The organism is Streptomyces sp. NBC_00400, assembly GCF_036048035.1.
In the GTDB taxonomy this organism is placed as follows: Bacteria; Actinomycetota; Actinomycetes; order Streptomycetales; family Streptomycetaceae; genus Streptomyces.
This window is the reverse complement of the sequence record NZ_CP107940.1, coordinates 7,126,709-7,146,356: the sequence shown is the minus strand read 5'-3', so window position 1 is coordinate 7,146,356 and position 19,648 is coordinate 7,126,709. Positions and strand designations below refer to the sequence as shown.

19 protein-coding genes and 2 pseudogenes are annotated in these 19,648 nt (G+C 71.3%); 6 read left to right on the top strand and 15 right to left on the bottom strand.

Going from position 1 to position 19,648, the window contains the following annotated elements:
- Positions 1-240: 240 nt before the first annotated feature.
- Together OHS81_RS31380 and OHS81_RS31370 are read right to left on the bottom strand one after the other, a co-directional pair.
- The gene (locus tag OHS81_RS31380; protein WP_328388824.1) at positions 241-1,275 is read right to left on the bottom strand and encodes an NUDIX hydrolase; all 1,035 of its coding nucleotides are present in this window, start codon (positions 1,273-1,275) and stop codon (positions 241-243) included.
- 720 nt (positions 1,276-1,995) lie between these two features.
- Positions 1,996-2,133, bottom strand: a pseudogene (locus OHS81_RS31370) (carbohydrate ABC transporter substrate-binding protein); the annotation flags it as partial.
- A 292-nt stretch (positions 2,134-2,425) separates the two neighbouring features.
- Here OHS81_RS31370 and OHS81_RS31365 point away from each other — a divergent pair.
- The gene (locus OHS81_RS31365) at positions 2,426-4,483 is read left to right on the top strand and encodes an NPCBM/NEW2 domain-containing protein (protein ID WP_328388822.1); all 2,058 of its coding nucleotides are present in this window, start codon (positions 2,426-2,428) and stop codon (positions 4,481-4,483) included.
- Between the two features lie 99 nt (positions 4,484-4,582).
- Here OHS81_RS31365 and OHS81_RS31360 read toward each other — a convergent pair whose 3' ends face one another.
- Positions 4,583-5,539: an ROK family protein gene (locus tag OHS81_RS31360; protein ID WP_328388820.1), complete on the bottom strand. Its 957-nt coding sequence runs from the start codon at positions 5,537-5,539 to the stop codon at positions 4,583-4,585.
- 141 nt (positions 5,540-5,680) lie between these two features.
- Between OHS81_RS31360 and OHS81_RS31355 the strand changes: the two genes are divergently transcribed.
- Positions 5,681-6,721: a LacI family DNA-binding transcriptional regulator gene (locus OHS81_RS31355; protein ID WP_328388818.1), complete on the top strand. Its 1,041-nt coding sequence runs from the start codon at positions 5,681-5,683 to the stop codon at positions 6,719-6,721.
- Between the two features lie 170 nt (positions 6,722-6,891).
- Here OHS81_RS31355 and OHS81_RS31350 read toward each other — a convergent pair whose 3' ends face one another.
- Positions 6,892-7,176: a hypothetical protein gene (locus OHS81_RS31350; protein ID WP_328388816.1), complete on the bottom strand. Its 285-nt coding sequence runs from the start codon at positions 7,174-7,176 to the stop codon at positions 6,892-6,894.
- The gene (locus tag OHS81_RS31345; protein ID WP_328388814.1) at positions 7,173-7,496 is read right to left on the bottom strand and encodes a hypothetical protein; all 324 of its coding nucleotides are present in this window, start codon (positions 7,494-7,496) and stop codon (positions 7,173-7,175) included. The genes OHS81_RS31350 and OHS81_RS31345 overlap by 4 nt, the downstream gene beginning before the upstream one ends.
- A 72-nt stretch (positions 7,497-7,568) precedes the next feature.
- On the opposite strand from OHS81_RS31345, the gene OHS81_RS31340 reads away from it, so the two are divergent.
- Positions 7,569-8,195, top strand: a complete 627-nt coding sequence (locus OHS81_RS31340) for a TetR/AcrR family transcriptional regulator (protein WP_328388812.1) — start codon at positions 7,569-7,571, stop codon at positions 8,193-8,195.
- A gap of 134 nt (positions 8,196-8,329) precedes the next feature.
- Here OHS81_RS31340 and OHS81_RS31335 read toward each other — a convergent pair whose 3' ends face one another.
- Positions 8,330-9,613, bottom strand: a complete 1,284-nt coding sequence (locus tag OHS81_RS31335; RefSeq protein WP_328388810.1) for a DUF6986 family protein — start codon at positions 9,611-9,613, stop codon at positions 8,330-8,332.
- Between the two features lie 196 nt (positions 9,614-9,809).
- Between OHS81_RS31335 and OHS81_RS31330 the strand changes: the two genes are divergently transcribed.
- Positions 9,810-10,328, top strand: a complete 519-nt coding sequence (locus OHS81_RS31330) for a DinB family protein (RefSeq protein WP_328388808.1) — start codon at positions 9,810-9,812, stop codon at positions 10,326-10,328.
- A 106-nt stretch (positions 10,329-10,434) separates the two neighbouring features.
- On the opposite strand, the gene OHS81_RS31325 is transcribed toward OHS81_RS31330, so the two are convergent.
- From OHS81_RS31325 to OHS81_RS31310, 4 genes are all read right to left on the bottom strand, one after another.
- On the bottom strand, positions 10,435-11,397 hold the full coding sequence (locus OHS81_RS31325; RefSeq protein ID WP_328388806.1) for an electron transfer flavoprotein subunit alpha/FixB family protein: 963 nt from the start codon (positions 11,395-11,397) through the stop codon (positions 10,435-10,437).
- Positions 11,398-11,446: 49 nt separating this feature from the next.
- The gene (locus tag OHS81_RS31320) at positions 11,447-12,232 is read right to left on the bottom strand and encodes an electron transfer flavoprotein subunit beta/FixA family protein (RefSeq protein WP_086716699.1); all 786 of its coding nucleotides are present in this window, start codon (positions 12,230-12,232) and stop codon (positions 11,447-11,449) included.
- Positions 12,233-12,444: 212 nt separating this feature from the next.
- Positions 12,445-12,951 (bottom strand): flavin reductase family protein, encoded by a 507-nt coding sequence (locus OHS81_RS31315; protein WP_328388803.1) that lies wholly within the window; start codon positions 12,949-12,951, stop codon positions 12,445-12,447.
- Positions 12,952-13,176: 225 nt separating this feature from the next.
- Positions 13,177-13,596 (bottom strand): TlpA family protein disulfide reductase, encoded by a 420-nt coding sequence (locus OHS81_RS31310; protein WP_328388801.1) that lies wholly within the window; start codon positions 13,594-13,596, stop codon positions 13,177-13,179.
- A gap of 48 nt (positions 13,597-13,644) precedes the next feature.
- Between OHS81_RS31310 and OHS81_RS31305 the strand changes: the two are divergent.
- Together OHS81_RS31305 and OHS81_RS31300 are read left to right on the top strand one after the other, a co-directional pair.
- A pseudogene (locus tag OHS81_RS31305) lies at positions 13,645-13,869 on the top strand (DUF4395 family protein); the annotation flags it as partial.
- A gap of 158 nt (positions 13,870-14,027) precedes the next feature.
- Positions 14,028-14,744 (top strand): lysophospholipid acyltransferase family protein, encoded by a 717-nt coding sequence (locus tag OHS81_RS31300; protein WP_328388799.1) that lies wholly within the window; start codon positions 14,028-14,030, stop codon positions 14,742-14,744.
- A 66-nt stretch (positions 14,745-14,810) separates the two neighbouring features.
- On the opposite strand, the gene OHS81_RS31295 is transcribed toward OHS81_RS31300, so the two are convergent.
- The 5 genes from OHS81_RS31295 to OHS81_RS31275 all read right to left on the bottom strand — a co-directional run bounded on the left by OHS81_RS31295 (position 14,811) and on the right by OHS81_RS31275 (position 19,500).
- Entirely contained in the window at positions 14,811-15,536 is a 726-nt protein-coding gene (locus OHS81_RS31295; protein ID WP_328388798.1) for a B3/B4 domain-containing protein, read from the bottom strand.
- A 12-nt stretch (positions 15,537-15,548) separates the two neighbouring features.
- Entirely contained in the window at positions 15,549-16,127 is a 579-nt protein-coding gene (locus tag OHS81_RS31290; protein WP_328388796.1) for a transglutaminase-like domain-containing protein, read from the bottom strand.
- A gap of 87 nt (positions 16,128-16,214) precedes the next feature.
- Positions 16,215-17,285 carry a threonine aldolase family protein gene (locus tag OHS81_RS31285; RefSeq protein WP_443033716.1) on the bottom strand — a complete coding sequence of 357 codons (1,071 nt, stop codon included), beginning with the start codon at positions 17,283-17,285 and terminating at the stop codon, positions 16,215-16,217.
- Entirely contained in the window at positions 17,282-18,043 is a 762-nt protein-coding gene (locus tag OHS81_RS31280; RefSeq protein WP_328391539.1) for an SDR family NAD(P)-dependent oxidoreductase, read from the bottom strand. The genes OHS81_RS31285 and OHS81_RS31280 overlap by 4 nt, the downstream gene beginning before the upstream one ends.
- Positions 18,044-18,102: 59 nt before the next feature.
- A complete protein-coding gene (locus OHS81_RS31275; protein WP_328388792.1) occupies positions 18,103-19,500 on the bottom strand; it encodes a DUF6421 family protein in 1,398 nt (465 codons plus the stop codon).
- Between the last annotated feature and the right edge of the window lie 148 nt (positions 19,501-19,648).

Here is a 19,648-nt window from a genome sequence, read left to right as displayed (position 1 = left end):
CCGCGCAGGCCCGTCACCGCACCCCGACAGCCCCGCGCAGCGGACCCCGCCCCGCGCAGCGGACCCGCCCGCCGCCAGGCGCAGGCGCAACGGCGAGAAAGCCAAAAACGGGCCGAGGCAAAGCGCAGCGAACCGGCCCGCCGCCAGGCGCAACAAAGAGAAACCCCCACGGCGGGACAGCCGAAAACGTGGGGCACAAGCACATCGCAGCGGACCGGCGGGAAAGCCGAAAGCGTGCGGCTACCCCGCGGGAACCCCCGCCTCCAGGTGAAGCGGACACCCCCGCTCCCGGGCGCGAAGCGCCCACCGCAGGCGGTTCCACCGCACCGGTGGCAGCATCTTCTCGGCCTCGGCTTCGGTGGCGAAGCGCCAGTCGCGCAGTTCCGCGCCGGGCAGCAGCAGTTTGCTGATCCGGTCGTCGGTCAGGGTGCCGCCGTCGTAGAGCAGCCGCAGACCGCCGAAGCCGGGTGGTTTGGGAGCTTCCCAGTCCAGCACCAGCAGCCGGAGTGCGCGGGGCAGTTCGATTCCCAGTTCCTCGGCGACCTCCCGTACGCCGGCACGGGCGGGTGCCTCGCCGCGTTCCACGACCCCGCCGGGGAATTCCCAACCGGCCTTGTAGGTCGGGTCGACGAGCAGTACCCGGTCCTGGTCGTCGAAGAGCAGTACGCCGGCGGCGAGCGTTTCGGCGGTCGGTTCGGGGGTCTGCACGATGTCGCAGGCGCCGGCGCCGGTGCGGACGGCCTCGGCGACCCGCTCGGCGGTCTGCCGGGGGGTGAGCCGGGTGGTGTCGACGACATGGGCGTCGTCTTGGAGCCAGGGCAGTGCGTCGGCGTACGGGCCCAGGTGTTCCAGGCTCCAGCGGCGCGTCGACGCGGCGGCTCCGGCGTCCCCGGAGGTGTCCTCCCGGTCGGCCGTCCGGGCTCGCAGGATCGTTTCGTCGGCGTGCAGCAGGACGTGCCGTACGGGTATCCGGCGGGCGGCGAGGGCGCCGAATATCTCGTCGCGGTACTCCTGGCGCAGCAACGTCATCGGCGTCACCAGCGGGCCCGGCACCTCGGTGAGCAGTGCCGCGGCGGTGTCGACGACCATCCGCCGCCAGGCCGGGATGTCCTGATAATCGTCGATCTCCTCGAACCGCTTGGCCGGCAGCATCATGCGCAGTCCGCTGCCGAGGAGTTCGGGGTCGTAGAGCGTGCTTCCGGGAAGCAGGTCGAGCAATTCATGAGCCGTAGTGGTCTTGCCCGCACCGAACGTGCCGTTCAGCCAGACGATCACGGTTTCCCCTCTTCCCTAGACCCAGGTGAGTTGCCCGCCACACCCTGCCACGGAAACGCTCGGGGTCACGGGCCGCGCGCACGACCGGGAACGTTGCGCATTCGACCATCGGCGTGGCCAGGGAGGTTTCCGCCCCCGTGGGCACGCCGGTCGCGAAATGCCTCGCGCGGAGGATGCCGGTCAGTGCATCCGCCGCCGCGAGTCCCCGGCAAACAAGCGCTCCCCCGCCCCTCCAGTACCGAAACCCTCACCCGCATACCGAGTTTCCGGGCCGCCATCGGTCCGGAGTCACCGCATATGACGGCGGCCCACCGTGCGGCCTGCGGCGTGTTCCGCGCGGCCGGTCGGCTACCCCTTGCTCGCGCCGAGGGTCAGTCCGGCGATGAAGTGACGGGGAATTTTTCGCCGCCGGAACGGAAGACCAGGCCCCACGGGAAGCCGTGGTACCTCCAGATGAATTGCAGAGTGCCCGGGGCGGCGGGCAGCGGGCCGGCGGTGAAGGCCAGGAAAGGAGACCAGGAAAGGAGGCCAGGAAAAGGGTGAGCAGGACGCCGGGAACGGCGATGAGGAGCGAGTGGAGAAAGTGTCCGCTCATCCCGGAGTCGGTGAAGGCCTGGTGGTAGTAGGCGAAGGAGAGATGACGCGGGAGGGAGAAGTAGCCGTATGCCGCGGTCTCTTCGTAAGGGGCTCTGCGGCCCTTGTTGATGGCGTGAACGAGACCTTGAAGGCCGCGGCGAAGGCCTTTCTCGGTACGGCGTCCGAGGCATTCGCACCCGTCGTGACGCCGTTCGGGCCGCTGCCGCACACGGTGAGCAGGGACGGGAGGGCCACGGTCCCCGCGCCGAGCGCCGCGCTCACTCCTCAGCACCGTGCGGGACATCCCACGTCCTGCCGCTCCCCGTACGTACCCGAGCCGCCGCCCGTTGACCGGACTCATGTCCCACCGCCTCAGGGGCGGAACCAAACAGAACCGAACGCGAGTGGCGGGATCCCTCTCCGAACTGCAGGCGCGGTCACGGGTCTTGGCGGGCGATACCGGAACCGCACCGCCCCTCTTCCAACAGACTCCAACAAGCCCTACCGTAAACACTCGCACGCGACCGGTACACGACCCCACCCACGCCTCTCGCGAAGACGGAGGACGCGAATCATGCGCGTTCAGATCCGCACCACCCACCGGCGAGGTCACCGAAGAATCGTCGGAGCGCTGTCCGCCGCGCTGCTGTGTACGGCAGGAGTGACCGCCCTGCCCGCCGCGGCCCGTACACCCGGCGCCCCGGAAGCCGGCCCTTCCCGCACCGCCCCCGCCCCCCGGCTCCCCGACGGACTCGCCAAGACGCCCCCGATGGGCTTCAACAACTGGAACTCCACCAACTGCCGGGCCGAGTTCAACGAAGAGATGGTCAAGGGCATCGCCGATCTCTTCGTCGCCAAAGGCCTCAAGGACGCCGGTTATCAGTACGTCAATCTCGACGACTGCTGGGCGCTGCCCACCCGCGACGGGAACGGCAAGCTCGTGCCGGATCCACAGCGCTTCCCCCACGGCATCAAGGCGGTGGCCGACTACGTCCACGCCAAAGGCCTGAAATTCGGCATCTACACGAGTGCCGGTATCAAAACCTGCAACCCGGCCGGATTCCCCGGCGGCCTGGGCCATGAGAAGTCCGACGCCCAGCAGTTCGCCGACTGGGGCGTGGACTACCTCAAGTACGACAACTGCAATAACCTCGGTGTGGACGCCAAGCAGCGGTACCGCGCGATGCGGGACGCACTCAAGGCCACCGGGCGGCCCATCATCTACAGCATCTGCGAATGGGGCGAGAACAAGCCTTGGGAGTGGGCGTCGGACGTAGGACATCTGTGGCGTACCACCGGCGACATCAGTGACTCGTGGTCCAGCATGCTCGGGATCGCGAAGCAGAATCTGCCGCTCGCCCCGCACGCCGGGCCGGGCCACTGGAACGACCCGGACATGCTGGAGGTCGGCAACGGCGGCATGACCGACACCGAGTACCGCAGCCACTTCTCCCTGTGGTCGATGATGGCCGCCCCGCTGCTGATCGGCTCCGACCTGCGCAAGGCCGGCCCGGAGACGTTCGAGATCCTGGCCAACAAGGACCTCATCGCCGTCGACCAGGACCGGCTGGGCAAGCAGGCCACGGTGGTGAAGTCGGAGTCCGGCCGCTGGACGCTGGTGCGGCAACTGGCCGACGGCGCCCGCGCGGTGGCGCTGTTCAACGAGACCGGCCGACCACAGCGGATCACCACCACGGCCAAGGAATTGGGCCTCGCGCAGGCCGACGGCTACCGGCTGCGCGACCTGTGGCGGCACCAGGACACGCACACCACGGGCACCATCTCGGCGACCGTCCCGGCGCACGGCACCACCGTCTACCGCATATCCGCCGACAACCGCTGGGCCACCTACCCACCGGCCGTCGAGACCGGCACCGACCGTACGCCGCTGGTCGAGGCCGGCTCCCCCGCCGCCCTCCGCTCCACCGTCCGCAACCTGGGCGGCACCCCCGCCCGGCACGTCGCCGTCACGCTGAAGGCCCCACAGGGGTGGCGGGTGCGGGCCACCTCCCCGGCGACGTCCCGCGCGCTGCCCGGCGGCCGGACGCTCACCACCGGCTGGCAGATCACCGCACCGGCCGGCACCGCGCCCGGGGCCTACGATCTGCCGCTCTCCGCCGACTACCGCTCACCCCGCGGCGAACGGATCACCGCCACCCTGCCCGGCACCGCCCATGTCGTGGTGCCACCGCCGTCCGGAACCGCGTACGCCGCCGAACTCCCCTGGCTCACCGCCGCCAACGGCTGGGGACCGGTCGAGAGGAACACCAGCGTCGGGGAACGCGACGCCGGGGACGGCCGGCCGATCAGCATCGGTGGCACCGGCTTCGCGAAGGGCCTCGGGGTGCATGCGCCCAGCGAGGTGAGCTTCTACACCGGCGGGCGGTGCTCGGCGTTCACCGCCCAGGTCGGCATCGACGACGAGTCCGGTGACCGGGGGTCGGTGGGCTTCGAGGTGTGGGCCGACGGCAAACAGGTCGCCGCGAGCCCCGCGGTGACCGGGGCGGATGCCCCCAAGGCCGTCAGCGCCCCGGTCACCGGAGCGCAGACCGTCCGGCTCGTCGTGACCGATGGCGGGGACGGTATCGACTACGACCACGCCGACTGGGCGGACGCCAAGTTCCAGTGCTGAGCGTCATCTTCCGCTCATACAGGCGGAGTTGATGCCGCCGGGCGGGCCCTCGGCCCGCCCGGTCAGGCCGGTCGCGGGCGCAGGGGTCCCTGACAGGTGTCAGGGCGTGGGGACGAAGGCATCGGGACGGGCCCGTTGCCCGGCGGCAGCGGCGGCGCCCACCACCCCGGCGTCCGTCCCCATTTGGGCGGGTACAACCCTCAGGCCCGACACGAACGACAACGTCGCATACTCCCGCAAGGCCGCACGCAAGGGGGCGAAGAGGACGTCACCCGCGCCGGCGACTCCCCCGCCGATCACCGCGATGTCTATCTCCACGAGCGTGGCGGTGGCGGCGATCCCGGCGGCCAGCGCCCGGGCGGCCCGCTCGAAGGAGCGCAGGGCGACCGGGTCTCCGGCGTGCGCCGCGGCGGCGACGGCCGCCGCGCTGGTGTCACCGTCGGGGCCGGGCTGCCAGCCGTTGGCCAACGCCCGGCGGGCGATGTTGGGGCCGCTGGCGATCCGTTCGACGCAGCCCCGGGAACCGCACGGGCAGGGGTCACCGTCGACCTCGACACTGATGTGACCGATGTGCCCGGCGTTCCCCGTGGGGCCCGGGTGGAGGCGGCCGCCCAGCACGAGTCCGCCGCCGACGCCGGTGGAGACCACCATGCACAGCGCATTGGCGTGACCGCGCGCGGCACCCTGCCAGTGTTCGGCCGCGGTCATCGCGACACCGTCGCCGACCAGCACGACCGGGCGCTCCCCGACGAGCGCCCGCACCCCCGCGACCAGCGGGAAGTCGCGCCAGCCGGGGATGTTGACCGGGCTGACGGTGCCGGACGACGCGTCGACCGGGCCCGCACTGCCGATACCGACGGCCGCCACCCGCGCCCAGCCGGGTCCCGCGGCCAGCTCGGCGACCACCTCGGCCACCGCACGCATCACCGTGGCCCCGTCCTTGTCGGCGGGAGTGGGCCGGGCGGCCCGCTCGACGAGTCTGCCGTGGGCATCCACCAGAGCGCCGGCGATCTTGGTGCCGCCAATGTCCAACGCTGCGCTGAGGTCGGTCTGCATCGGTGTGGATTCTCCTGGTGGGCCCGGGGGCCGAGCGTACCGGCCCGGCGTGAGAACGCCAGTCTTCCGTCGATTGACAACGTTGTCTAGAGGCTATGCTCGACGCCACACCTGGCGCCGACAGAATCAGGACCGCACACCGTGACCGACACCGCGCGGGGCACCTCCCGCCGCTATGGCACCCGGCCCACGATGAAGGATGTCGCGGCGCGCGCCGGGGTCGGCCTCAAGACGGTCTCCCGCGTGGTCAACGGCGAACCGGGCGTCACCCCGGACACCGAACGACGCGTCCAGGAATCGATCACGGCCCTGGGGTTCCGCCGCAACGACTCGGCCCGGATCCTGCGCAAGGGGCGTACCGCCAGCATCGGCCTGGTGCTGGAGGATCTGGCGGACCCGTTCTACGGCCCGCTCAACCGCACCATCGAGGAAGTCGCCCGCGGTCACGGCGCACTGCTGATCAACGGCTCCAGCGCCGAGGACCCGGCGCGCGAACAGGAGTTGGTGCTGGCGCTGTGCGCACGGCGGGTCGACGGGCTGGTCATCATCCCGGCCGCCGACGACCACCGCTATCTGGAACCCGAAATCGCGGCCGGGATAGCGACCGTGTTCGTGGACCGCCCGCCCGGCCGGATCGATGCCGATGTGGTGGTCTCCGACAACTTCGGCGGTGCCCAGGACGCGGTGGCCCATCTCATCGCGCACGGCCACCGCCGGATCGGCTTCATCGGTGACCAGCCGCGGATCCACACCGCGCGCGAACGCCTGCGCGGCTACCGCACCGCAATGGCCGCGGCGGGACTGCCCGCCCACGACTCCTGGGTGTCGCTCGGCTCCACCGCACCCGAGTGCGTACGCGCCGCCGCCACCGCGATGCTGGACGCCCCCGAGCCGGTCACCGCCCTCTTCGCGGGCAACAACCGGGTCACCGTCACCGCCGTACGCGTCCTCGGTGAACGCCCGCGCCCCGTCGCGCTGGTGGGCTTCGACGACTTCGAGCTGGCCGATCTCGTCCGGCCCGCGATCACGGTCGTCGCCCAGGACCCCGCCCGCATGGGCCGGACGGCCGCCGGTCTGCTCTTCCGCCGCCTGGAGGGCATCGAGGACCCGCCGCAGCACAGGGAGATCCCCACCCGCCTGATCGCCCGCGGCTCGGGCGAGATCCCGCCCGCGGAGAGCTGAACTCCCCGGCGGCCGGGGGCCGGACGCCCTGCGGACACGGCGGGGCGGGCTGGGGTGGGCTGGCCTGGGCCGGGCCGGGGAAGCTCCGCGCCCAAGGGGATGTTCCGGGTCGGGTCCGGGAAGCCCCGGGTCGGCTCCGCGGCGGCCCCGGGGAGGTTCCGGACAGGGGATCACCGGTCGTCCCGCTGCGGGTCCCCTGCCCGGCCCGCTTTCTTCCAGATGAGCACCATCCCCAGCGCGAGCACGATCAGCGCGACGATCACGATGACGCCCTTGATCGCGGCGTCGGCCAACAGGTGGGCGAGGAGGTCGGATCCCCCGTCGCCCTCGCCGCCTGCTCCACCCCGGGCGAGGGCGGCGCATGCCGGGCCGCCGCCGGCCACCGGGCCGAGGCCGGTCACCGGGCCGAGGCCGGTCACCGGGCCGAGGCCGGTCACCGGGCCGAGGCCGGTCACCGGGCCTCACCGCGCCCCGGCTCCCGTTCGTGCCGCCGCCCGCGCCCGTCGTCGTCCAGGTGACGGGCCGCCGCCCGCACCACCGCACCGGCCACCGATGCGCCGCCCCGGGACGCCCCGCCACGGCCCCGCGCGGCGCCCCGGTCGTCCAGATAGCGGCTCACGGCCTGCGCGGCGGGTGCCGCACACCGCCGGGCCGCACCGAGCTTCCCCCGGCGCTTGAGGACGAGCGCCACGGCGAAAACCAGCAGCGCCAGCACCACCAGGCCGCCCGCGATCAGGCCGAATCGGATGAGAAGAAGGTTCAGAACCCGCTCCACGGCTACCCCTCCATTCTTTGTATCACGGGTGTGATACAAAACAATTTATCACAGCCGTGATACAAAGGGGCCATGCCCAAACAGGTGGACCGAGAAGCCCGGCGCCGCGAGGTCGTCGACGCCCTCTTCCGCGTCGTGGTACGCGACGGCCTCCAGCGCGCCTCGCTGCGCACCGTCGCCGACGAGGCCGGGCTCAACATCGGTTCGGTCCGGCACTACTTCGCCGGCCAGGAAGAGCTGATGCGCTTTGCGATGCGGTCGATGGTCGACCGGGTCGGCGACCGACTCCAGCGCCGTATCGACGAGTTGGGCGATCTGGACGGGCTTTCGGGGCCCGAGATCCGCCGCTGCGCGGTGGAACTGCTCTCCGAGCTGCTGCCCCTGGACGACAGCCGGCGCGCCGAGGTCACCGTCCTCGTCGATTTCACCACCGCCGCCCGGACGCACCCCGAGATCGACGACCTCGCCCAGGAGACCGCCACCGCCACCCGGACCCTCGTCCGCCGCATCCTCGCCCGCCTCGACACGGCGGGCGGACTGCGTGCGGGGCTCACCCTCGACACCGAGACCGAGCGGCTGACGTCCCTCCTGGACGGCCTCGCTTTCACCGCCGTACTACGGCCCGACGTGCTGGACGCACAGACCTGCGCCACGGTCCTGCGCGCCCATCTCGACGACCTGGCGCCGGCTGCGGGCTGACGTACGACGAGGCCCCCGCCGGTCGGGCGGGGGCCTCATGGGGCGTACGGGGCCACAAGCGGTCGCGGCGGCCAACCGGCCAACTGCCTGCGCCGCGCGGCCCGTTGGGCCGCCCGAGGCAACGGGCCGTGCGCTCAGACCGTGGCGGCCGGGCGCCCGGCGAGCGCGTCCAGGTCGGCGCGGGTCAGCCCGGTCAGCCGGGCGACCTCGGCGGTGTCCACGGCGCCGCAGTCCAGACCGCGCAGCAGATAGCCGCTGAGCGCCTTGGCGGTGGCGGGCTCGTCCATGACATCGCCGCCGGCCTTGGCGACATAGGCCGCGAGCCGGGCCGCGGCCTGCTCCAGGCCCTCGCGGTAGAAGGTGTAGACCGCCGCGTAACGGGTGGGCAGGTGAGCCGGGTGCATGTCCCAGCCCTGGTAGTACGCACGGGCCAGCGAGCGGCGCACCAGGCCGTGGTGCAGGCGCCAGGCGGCGTGCACCTGCTCCGTCGGGCCGACCGGCAGGACGTTGGTGGACCCGTCGGAGAGACGGACGCCGGTGCCCGCGGCGGCGACCTGCATCACGGCCTTGGCGTGGTCGGCCACCGGGTGGTCGAGGGACTGGTGGGCGGCGCTGACACCGCAGGAGGCGCTGTAGTCGAAGGTGCCGTAGTGCAGGGAGGTGGCGCGGCCCTCGGCGGCCTCGATCATGCGGGCGACGGTGGCGCGGCCGTCGGCGCCCAGGATCGACTGAGTGGTCTCGATCTGGATCTCGAAGCCGATCCGGCCGCTCTCCAGGCCGTGCGCCCCCTCGAAGGCCTCCAGCAGCCGGACCATGGCGGTGACCTGCTCGGCGTAAGTCACCTTCGGGAGGGTCAGCACCAGGCCGTCGGGCAGGCCGCCGGCCTCCATGAGGCCGGTGAGGAAGATGTCGAGGGTGCGGATACCGCGGTCGCGGACGGCGGCCTCCATGCACTTCATCCGGATGCCCATGGAGGGGGCGGCAGTGCCTTCCCGGTAGGCGGCGGCCACCAGGGCGGCGGCACGGGCCGCGGCCTCGTCCTCCTCGGCGTCCGGGCGGGGGCCGTAGCCGTCCTCGAAGTCGATGCGCAGGTCCTCGATCGGCTCACGGGCCAGCTTGGCGCGGACGCGGTCGTGGACGTCCGCGGCGAGCGGGTCGGGAATACCGAGGACGGCGGCGAGCGTACCGGCGTCGGGGGCGTGCTCGTCGAGGGCGGCGAGCGCCTGATCCCCCCAGGAGCGCAGGGTGCCGGCGGCGAAGACGTCGCCGGGGACGTAGACCGTGTGGACCGGCTGGCGGGTGCCGGGGTCGCCCGGGTAGCGCCGCGCCAGATCCGCGTCCACCTGGGCGAGGGCGGCTCCGATTCCCTCGCGTACGGTGTCCGCGAGGCTCGTCGCCACGGTCTCCTGCTGCCCCATTCGATACCCTCCCGGTGCGCACGCCCGCCGATCGAGCGCTTTCCGCTCAACGGAATCAACAATCCGTATAGCGAAGTTAACTGGGTCGGTTTGCCGAGGTCAACACCCTCCCCCACGGCGGCGCAGGTCACGGGCGTACGGCAGGACTTCGGAAACTCCGTGGCGAGGCGACCGCGGCGCCGCCAGACTCGCCCTCATGACCTGGATCGCACCCCCCATCGAACGCAGAGCACTCCCGACCACGGCCGGCGAACGGGAGATGCTGCAAGGCTGGCTCGACCACCACCGTGACACCCTGCTCGCCAAGTGTGCGGGCCTGACGTCCGACCAGCTCGTCGAGGCGAGCGCACCGCCGTCCGCCCTCACCCTGCTCGGCCTGGTGCGCCATATGGCCGACGTCGAACGCACCTGGTTCCGGGTGCGCTTCCTGGGGCAGCGGATCGGCGACCTGTACTTCACCGACGGCAACCCGGACGCCGACTTCCACGACGCCGACCCGGCCGGCGCCGAGCGCGATGTCGCCGCGTTCCGCGCCGAGATCGAGACCTGCGACAAGGCGGTGGCGGACCACGGGCTGGACGAGACCTTCTCCCCGCGCCCGGGGCGCACCCTCAACCTGCGCTGGATCTACGTCCACATGATCGAGGAGTACGCCCGGCACAACGGCCACGCGGACCTGCTGCGCGAGCGGATCGACGGGGTCACCGGCAGCTGACGGCGCGGCGCCCGGCCGCGGGTGCCGCCACGGCACGAGGCCCCGTACACGCGGTGCGTACGGGGCCTCGTGCGAGGTCCGGAGCCGGGCTCCGGCGGGACGGTGGTCAGCCCTTGCGGGTCTTGACCTCGTCGGTGAGGGCCGGCACGACGTCGAAGAGGTCGCCGACCACGCCGTAGTCGACCAGCTCGAAGATCGGCGCCTCTTCGTCCTTGTTGATGGCGACGATCGTCTTCGAGGTCTGCATACCGGCGCGGTGCTGGATCGCACCGGAGATGCCCGCCGCGATGTACAGCTGCGGCGAGACCGACTTACCGGTCTGGCCGACCTGGTTGGTGTGCGGGTACCAGCCGGCGTCCACCGCGGCACGCGAGGCGCCGACGGCCGCACCGAGCGAGTCGGCAAGCGCCTCGATGACCGGGAAGTTCTCGGCGCCGTTGACCCCGCGGCCACCGGAGACCACGATCGCGGCCTCGGTCAGGTCCGGGCGGCCGGTCGACTCGCGCGGGGTGCGCGAGACGATCTTGGTGCCCTTGGAGGAGTCGGCGACGGTCACCGCAAGCTGCTCGACGGTGCCGGCGGCCGGGGCGGCCTCCGGGGCGGCCGAGTTGGGCTTGACGGTGATGACCGGGGTGCCCTTGGTGATGCGGGACTTGGTGGTGTACGAGGCCGCGAAGACGGACTGCGTGGCCACCGGGCCCTCGTCGCCGGCCTCGACGTCAACGGCGTCGGTGATGATGCCGGAGCCGATGCGCAGCGCGAGGCGGGCAGCGATCTCCTTGCCCTCCGCGGAGGACGGCAGCAGCACGGCCGCCGGGGAGACCGCGTCATAGGCGGCCTGCAGCGCGTCGACCTTGGGGGCGACGAGGTATGCGGCGAACTCGGGCGCGTCGGCGGCCAGCACCTTCACGGCGCCGTGCGCACCGAGGATCTTCGCGGCGTCCTCGGCCTTCGCACCGAGGTGCACGGCTACCGGCTCGCCGATGCGGCGGGCGAGGGTGAGCAGTTCGAGGGTGGGCTTGCGGACGGCGCCGTCCACGTGGTCGACGTAGACAAGGACTTCAGCCATGGGATTGCTCTCCTGCGGGAAGAATGAGGGCGGTGGAAAGGACTGCGGCTCAGATGAACTTCTGGCCCGCGAGGAACTCGGCGAGCTGCTTGCCGCCCTCGCCCTCGTCCTTGACGATCGTGCCCGCGGTGCGGGCCGGACGCTCGGCGGCGCCGTCGACCTTGGTCCAGGCGCCCTCGAGGCCGACCTCGTCCGCCTCGATCTCCAGGTCCTCCAGGTCCAGGGACTCCACCGGCTTCTTCTTGGCGGCCATGATGCCCTTGAAGGAGGGGTAACGCGCCTCGCCCGACTGGTCGGTGACGGACACGACGGCCGGCAGCGCGGCCTCCAGCTGCTCGGTGGCGGTGTCACCGTCCCGGCGGCCGGTGACCTTGCCACCGTCGACGGACACCTCGGAGAGCTGGGTGACCTGAGGAACGTTCAGACGCTCGGCGAGCAGCGCGGGCAGCACACCCATCGTGCCGTCGGTGGAGGCCATACCGCAGACGACCAGGTCGTAACCGGTCTTCTCGATGGCCTTGGCCAGCACCAGCGAGGTGCCGAGCGCGTCGGTGCCGTGCAGGTCGTCGTCCTCGACGTGGACGGCCTTGTCGGCGCCCATCGACAGCGCCTTGCGCAGCGCGTCGTTGGCGTCCTCGGGGCCGACCGTGAGAACCGTGATCTCCGCGTCGTCGGCGGCTTCCTTGATCTGCAGGGCCTGCTCCACGGCGTACTCGTCGAGCTCCGAGAGCAGACCGTCCACATCGTCACGGTCGACGGTCAGGTCCTCGGCGAAGTGCCGGTCGCCGGTGGCGTCGGGCACGTACTTCACACAGACAACGATCCTCAGGCTCACGCCGGCTCTCCTACCTGCTTCGTCTCTTCAGAACTGCCTTGTGCTGGCAGCATAGGCGCCTGTCGGGGCGGCTCCCGGTCGGTTGCGGTTCCCCACGCCGACCGTCATATTACTCGCCAGTACATCGACTCTCGTGCCCCGAAGCAAGGCCGTCGAAATGTGACCTTGCCAACGGACCCGACCGGCGGACGAAGCATCGGAACGGGAACCCGTCAGTCCCTCAGCGCGTTGAAGCGTCCCTGGTGGTAGAGCAGCGGACGGCCGGGTCCCGCGGGGTCGCCGACGACGGGCCGGGCGAGGACGATGCGGTGGTCACCGGCCGGCACCCGCGCCACGACCTGGCACACCAGCCAGGCCAGTACGCCGTCGAGGAGGGGCACCCCCTCGGGGCCTGCGCGCCAGGAGGTGGCCGGACCGAAGCGGTCGGCGCCGCTGCGCGCGAAGGTGGCGGCCAGTTCCTGCTGGTGCTCGCCGAGTATGTGGACACCGATGTGCTCGGCCTCCGAGACGGCCGGCCAGCTGGAGGCACCGGTGCCGATGCCGAACGACAGCAGCGGCGGGTCGGCGGCGACGGAGGTGAGGGACGTGGCGGTGAAGCCGACGGGGCGGGAGCCGTGCGCGGTGATCACCGCAACGCCGGCGGCGTGCTGCCGGAAGACCGAGCGCAGCAGCTCGGGGGAGGCGGTGCGAGGCGTACCGAGGCCGGGCGAGGCCGTCATGGAATTGTCCTTCTGCTGTGGTGTACGAGCCCGAAAAGAGCCGCCGACGGCCGTGCAGCGGTCGGCGGCGGTGGTGTCGTCGCTGCTCACACGCCCGGACAGCGGGCGCTGGCGGTCCGCAGAAGATCGACGTGGGCGCGTCCGTACAGAAGGGTTCCTGGCCGCATCACGTCAGAGTGACGATGTGTGACCCACAGCGTCAAGGGGCGCCCGCCATCTGGGAGATCAATCACGGACGGCCGCGCCCAGCGCCGCGATGACGTCCGCCTTCCTGGGCTGTCCGGCGGCGCGGCGCACGATCGCGCCGTCCGCGTCGAGCACCAGCACGGTGGGAGTGCGCTCCACCTCCAGCCGCCGTACGAGGTCCAGGTGGTCCTCCGCGTCGATCTCGACATGGGCCACCCCCGCGACCATCCCGGCGACCTCGGCCAGGGTGCGCCGGGTGGCCCGGCAGGGCTGGCAGAAGGCGCTGGAGAACTGCAGCAGGGTGGCCCGCTCCCCCAGCTCCGCGCCGATCCCGGCGGCATCGAGCCGCGCCCCGTCGTCCCGCTCGTGCACCATCGGCCTCCCCTTACGGCGTCGGTGCCACATGCCGAAGGCGCTCGCCGCCGCGAGCACCGCGATGCACACCATGAGTCCAGTCATCGACGGGTGCAGCGTTCACGAGACCGCAAAGATTCCCCGGTCCTCGGGCGGCTGTCCGCGGCAGCCGAGTTCGAGGATGCCGCCCCGCCGCGCTTCGCCCAGCGCGTCGGGCTGTTCTTCGCGGTGGCGGGGCCGGCCGGTTACGTCGTGGGGCCGCAGTGGCCGGGGCTCGCGGCCACCGGCTGTGCGCTCGCGGCGGCCTTTCTCCACGCCGCCTTCGGCTGCTGCCTGGGGCGCGAGAGGTATCTTCTGCTGCGGAGAGCGGCCGGCTGAGCGGGTCGCCACGTGACGAGAATCTCCCGGTCCTGACGGCCGCCGCGCTGGCCGCCACGGCCGACATCGGGCACGATCTCCCGAAAGTCGCAGTTACGGCTGCGTAGGTTTCCGCCGGGAGAACCCTCCCCAGGCGTGGAAAAGGGGTCCTCCGGACAATGGCAGAGCTCGTCTATCCGCCGGTGATCGGCGCCGCCCGCACCCTCTTCAAGGCGCTCGATCTGCAATTCGACATCGCCGGGACGGACCACATTCCGCGCCGCGGCGGGGCGGTTCTGGTGAGCAATCACATCGGGTACCTGGACTTCGTCTTCGCCGGACTGACGGCGCGGCCCGCCAAGCGGCTGGTGCGCTTCATGGCGAAGGAATCGGTGTTCCGGCACAAGGTGTCGGGGCCGCTGATGCGCGCCATGAAGCACATTCCCGTGGACCGTGCGCAGGGGATGCACGCCTACAAGCACGCGCTGTCCGCCCTTCGTTCGGGCGAAATCATCGGGGTGTTCCCCGAGGCGACGATCTCCGAGTCCTTCACCCTCAAGACCTTCAAGTCGGGTGCGGTGCGGCTGGCCCAGGAGGCCGGGGTGCCGCTGCTGCCGGTGGCACTGTGGGGCACCCAGCGGCTGTGGACCAAGGGCCACAAGCGCGATCTGGGCCGGAACCACCTGCCGATAACGATCCGGGTGGGCGAGCCGATGGAGGCCGATCCGGCCGAGCAGGCCGAGAAGATCACCGACCGGCTGCGGGCCCGTGTGCAGGACCTGCTGGAGGCGGCGCAGCGCGCCTACCCCGTACGCCCCAAGGACGCCGAGGACACCTGGTGGATGCCGGCCCACCTCGGCGGCACGGCACCCGCCGCGCCCGGGTCCGCCGGATAGCGGACCCGGCGGCCGGAGCACACCGTCGCCGCCCCGTACCCGGGGCGGCCGGTCCGGCGGGCCCGCTCACGGGGTCCAGATGTCGCCGATCTCGATACGGGCGCCGGGGCAGGCCTTCTGCAGCGTCTCGGCCAGCTCGGCGCCCGCGGCGCTCAGTGCGTCGAGGGGCAGGGGAGCCATCCGCTCCAGCAGGAAGAGGGCGCTGACCGAGTCCTCGGTCAGGCGGGTGCGTACCCCCTGCCGCCAGTTCCAGCGGCGGCAGGTGACGCCCTCGTCGTCACACCAGACCACCTCGCCCGCATCGGGGTGCTCGACGGTCTCGGCGCCGCCGGCCGCGGTCTGGAAGGGCTCGTCGCCGGTGGCCCGCACGAGCCGCATACCGCCCTGGATGCGGTCCAGGTCCTCGCCGCCCACGGGGATGAGGTGGGCGACGCTCAGGGCGTTGTAGAGGTCGACGAGGCGGTTGATGCGGGGCAGGCCGCCGTCCGCGAGCGCCCGCCTGGCCAGCGCCTCGGCGGAGTTGCGGGTGCGCGACGGCTTGCTGCCGAAGGCGGTGTACGCGGCGCGCCAGGCGGCGAGGTGCGGATCGTCCTGCGGGGCGCGTCCGTCCAGACGCCCGGCGAGGCGGCGGGTGGCCTCGTCCAGGAGCGCCGCGCCGGCCTCGTCGCTGGGCCCGTTGGTCAGACCGTGGGCTTCGACGGCGAGATAGCCGAAACCGGGCGCCAGGTCCCGCACCTCGTCGGAAACGTGCAGGCGACAGGTCGTGCCGGAGACGTGCGAAGGGCTGGGCATCGGGGCCGTTCCTCAGAGATCGGTGGGGAGCATCTGCCAGAGGTGAGGCCGGTCGACGGCCTCCTGGAGGCATTGCAGCACGGCCGGGTGCGGTTCAGCAAATAGCACCGGGTGGTCCACTTCATTGGACCTGGGCCGTACGGGGAAGGCCAGCTGCTCACGGTCCAGACGGAACTGCGCGTCGACACCCGGCTTGTTGCCCCGTGGATCCTGCCGCGCCCAGCGGTCCTCGCCCGGCAGCCGGACGGCGATCAGGCCGTGGACGGTGTCGAGCTTCTGGTAGCACAGCCCGGCAGGGATGCCCCTCGCACGCAGCAGGGCCACCAGCGCATGCGCCTTGGCGTAGCAGATGCCGGTGCGCTGTGCGAGCACGTCCGAGGCGCGCCAGGTGACACGCAGGTCACCGGAGTCCGCGCTGTGCGGAATGGTGTCGCGGACGAACTCGAAGGCGGCCTTGGCGTATGCATATGCGCTGCGGGCTTCGGCGGCGAGGGCGGCGGCGGTGGCCGCGACATGCGGATGATCGTGGTCGATGACCTCGTCGGCCGCCAAGTAGGCAGCGATTTCCGGGGTGTTCTGGATCAGCTCCATACCCGGGGAACGTAGCGATGCGCCCGGTCGAGAGTCAATGACTTTTCGTCCGAGCGCATAGCTATTCAGTTCGCGGTGGCGCCGGAGCTAGCGGCCCATCTCCTCGCGGAGTGCGGCGAGGAAGCCGTCGACGTCCTCCTCGGCGGTGTCGAACGCGCACATCCAGCGCACCACACCGGCCGCTTCGTCCCAGAAGTAGAAGCGATAGCGCTTCTGCAGCCGCTCGCTCACATCGTGCGGCAGCCGGGCGAACACGCCGTTGGACTGCACGGGGTAAAGGATCTCCACCCCGTCGATCCCCCGCACCCCGGCCGCCAGCCGCTGCGCCATGGTGTTGGCATGCCGGGCGTTGCGCAGCCACAGATCCTTGGCGAGCAGTGCCTCCAGCTGGACGGAGACAAAGCGCATCTTGGAGGCCAGCTGCATGGACAGCTTGCGCAGGTGCTTCATGGCGCGCACCCGGTCGGGGTTGAGCACGACCACGGCCTCGCCGAAGACGGCGCCGTTCTTCGTGCCGCCGAAGGAGAGGATGTCGACGCCCACGGCGTTGGTGAACGCCCGCATCGGGACATCGAGCGTCGCCGCGGCATTGGCGATCCGCGAGCCGTCGAGGTGCACCACCATGTTGCGCTCATGCGCGTGTTCACAGATCGCCCGGATCTCGTCGGGCGTGTAGACCGTGCCGAGCTCCGTGCTCTGGGTGATCGAGACGACCTGCGGCATGGCGCGGTGCTCGTCGTCCCAGCCGTACGCCTCGCGGTCGATCAGCTCAGGGGTGAGCTTGCCGTCCTCGGTGGGCACGGTGAGCAGCTTGAGCCCGCCGATCCGCTCGGGTGCACCGCACTCGTCGACATGGATGTGCGCGGACTCGGCGGCGATCACCGCCCCCCAGCGGTCGGTCACGGCCTGCAGGGCGACGACATTGGCGCCGGTGCCGTTGAACACCGGGAACGCCTCGGCGCGCTGCCCGAAGTGGCTGCGGAAGACACGCTGCAGGTGCTCGGTGTACTCGTCCTCGCCGTAGGCGACCTGATGGCCGCCGTTGGCAAGGGCGAGCGCGGCAAGCACCTCGGGGTGCGCGCCGGCGTAGTTGTCGCTGGCGAAGCCGCGTATCTCGGGGTCGTGATGCCGCCGGGCGTCGGTCTTCGCTCCGGTCACGGCTCGGGGGTCAGCCACAGACGCTGTCCATTCACTTCCTGGGCGGGCCGGCTCCAGACCCCGGCGATGGCCTCGGCCAGCTCCGTGACATCCGTGAAGCCCGCGAACTTGGCGTTCGGTCGCTCGGCGCGCATCTGGTCGTTGACGAGCGCCTTCACGATCAGGATCGCAGCAGCGGCGCGCGGTCCCGCCTCACCCCCCGACTTGCGGAAGCCGTCCGCCATGGCGAGCGTCCAGGCCTCGGCGGCGGCCTTGGAGGCGGCGTAGGCGGCGTTGCCCCCGGTGGGCTTGCTGGCGCCGGCCGCGCTGGTGAGGAGGAAGCGGCCGTTGCCGCTGCGTTCGAGGGCTTCGTGGAAGGCGAGCGAGGTGTGCTGGACGGTGCGGACCAGCAGCTTGTGCAGCATGTCCCAGTCGGCGAGGTCGGTCTCCGCGAAGGTGGAGGAGCCGCGCCAGCCGCCGACGAGGTGCACCAGGCCGTCGATCCGGCCGAACTCCTTCTCCGTACGAGCCGCCCACTCGCGGGTCTGGTCGAGGTCGAGGAGGTCGACGGTGTCCCCTATGACCGTGGCGCCGCCGTGGGCGTAGCGGGCCGCGTCCACGGCCTCCGCCAGCCGCTCGGGGTGGGAGTCCGAGCCGACCACCACCGCACCCGCTTCGGCCAGTCGCAGCAGGGTCGCGCGGCCGGCCGGTCCGGCCGCTCCCGCCACCGCGATGACCGCACCCTCCAGCGGCCCCTGGCCGCCCGTCGAAGTAACCATCTCCGTCGCCTCCTCGTCCTGCTCCTGGACGGCCTTCGGCCGGGTGTTCCGGTCGTTCGTCATGCCGCCGCCAATTCATCGCTGTGGGCCGTGATGCCCTTGGTGGATGCGATCACAGTGCGCAGCTTCTTGGCGAGCGCCTCGTAGAACATGCTCAGCGGGAACTCGTCGGGGAGCACGTCGTCCACGAGTTTGCGCGGCGGCTGGTCGAGGTCGAGGGCATCGGGGCCCTTGGCCCAGACCGAGCCCGGGTGCGGTGCGAGGTAGGTCGAGACGAGGTCGTACGCGGCGAACCAGTGGACCAGCTTCGGCCGGTCGATGCCGTCGCGGTAGAGCTTTTCGATCTCGCCGCACAGCTGGTTGGTGACCTTGGGCGCCCGCTCCCAGTCGATGTGCAGTGTGTTGTCCGTCCAGCGTACGACGTCGTGCTTGTGCAGGTACGCGAAGAGCAGCTGGCCACCGAGGCCGTCGTAGTTGCGGACCCGGTCGCCGGTGACGGGGAACCGGAACATCCGGTCGAAGATCACGGCGAACTGCACATCGCGGGCCTGGGAGTACCCCTCGTCCTCCAGCTTCACGGCCTCCTTGAAGGCGGTGAGGTCGCAGCGCAGCTCCTCCAGGCCGTACATCCAGAACGGCTGGCGCTGCTTGATCATGAACGGGTCGAACGGCAGGTCACCGTGGCTGTGGGTGCGGTCGTGCACCATGTCCCACAGGACGAATGCCTCCTGGCAGCGCTCCTGGTCGGCCAGCATCTCGCGGATGTCCGCGGGGAGTTCGACGCCCAGTGTCTCGATGGCGGCCTCGCTGACCCGGCGGAAGCGGGCGGCCTCGCGGTCACAGAAGATCCCGCCCCAGCTGAACCGCTCGGGGGCCTCGCGCACGGCGATGGTCTCCGGGAAGAGCACCGCGGAGTTGGTGTCGTAGCCGGCCGTGAAGTCCTCGAAGGTGATGCCGCAGAAGAGGGCGTTGTCGTAGCGGGTGCGCTCCAGTTCGGCGAGCCAGTCCGGCCAGACCATGCGCAGGACGACGGCCTCGAAGTTGCGGTCCGGGTTGCCGTTCTGGGTGTACATGGGGAACAGCACGAGGTGCTGGAGGCCGTCGGCGCGCTGCCCGGCGGGCTGGAAGGCGAGGAGGGAGTCCAGGAAATCCGGCACTCCGAAGCCGCCGTCGGCCCAGCGGCGCAGGTCGGCGGCGAGGGCCTGGTGGTAGGCGGCGTTGTGCGGCAGCAGCGGGGCGAGCTCCCGGACGGCCGCGGCCATCGTGTCGACCTCCGCGCGGACGGCCTCGGCGGTGGGCGCGCCCTCCGCCTCCAGGTCTATGGAGCCGTCCTTGGACTGCCAGGGACGGATGGTCTCGACCGCGTCCTTGAGCACGGGCCACGCCGGGTGCGCGACCACGCTCTCCGCGGTCGTGGTGGCCTCCCGGACACCCACAGGCGAAAGAATTTCCGTCATGACTGCCCTCCGGCGATAGATCGTGTTGTCAGAACACGGTAACCAGCCAAGGATGACCCACTCAAGGGGAGTCGTTGAAAATTATTCTGTCGACACCCCGCACTCGCGCGTCTTTTTCCTGTCGGTGACGGCATGGGCGACACTTCCT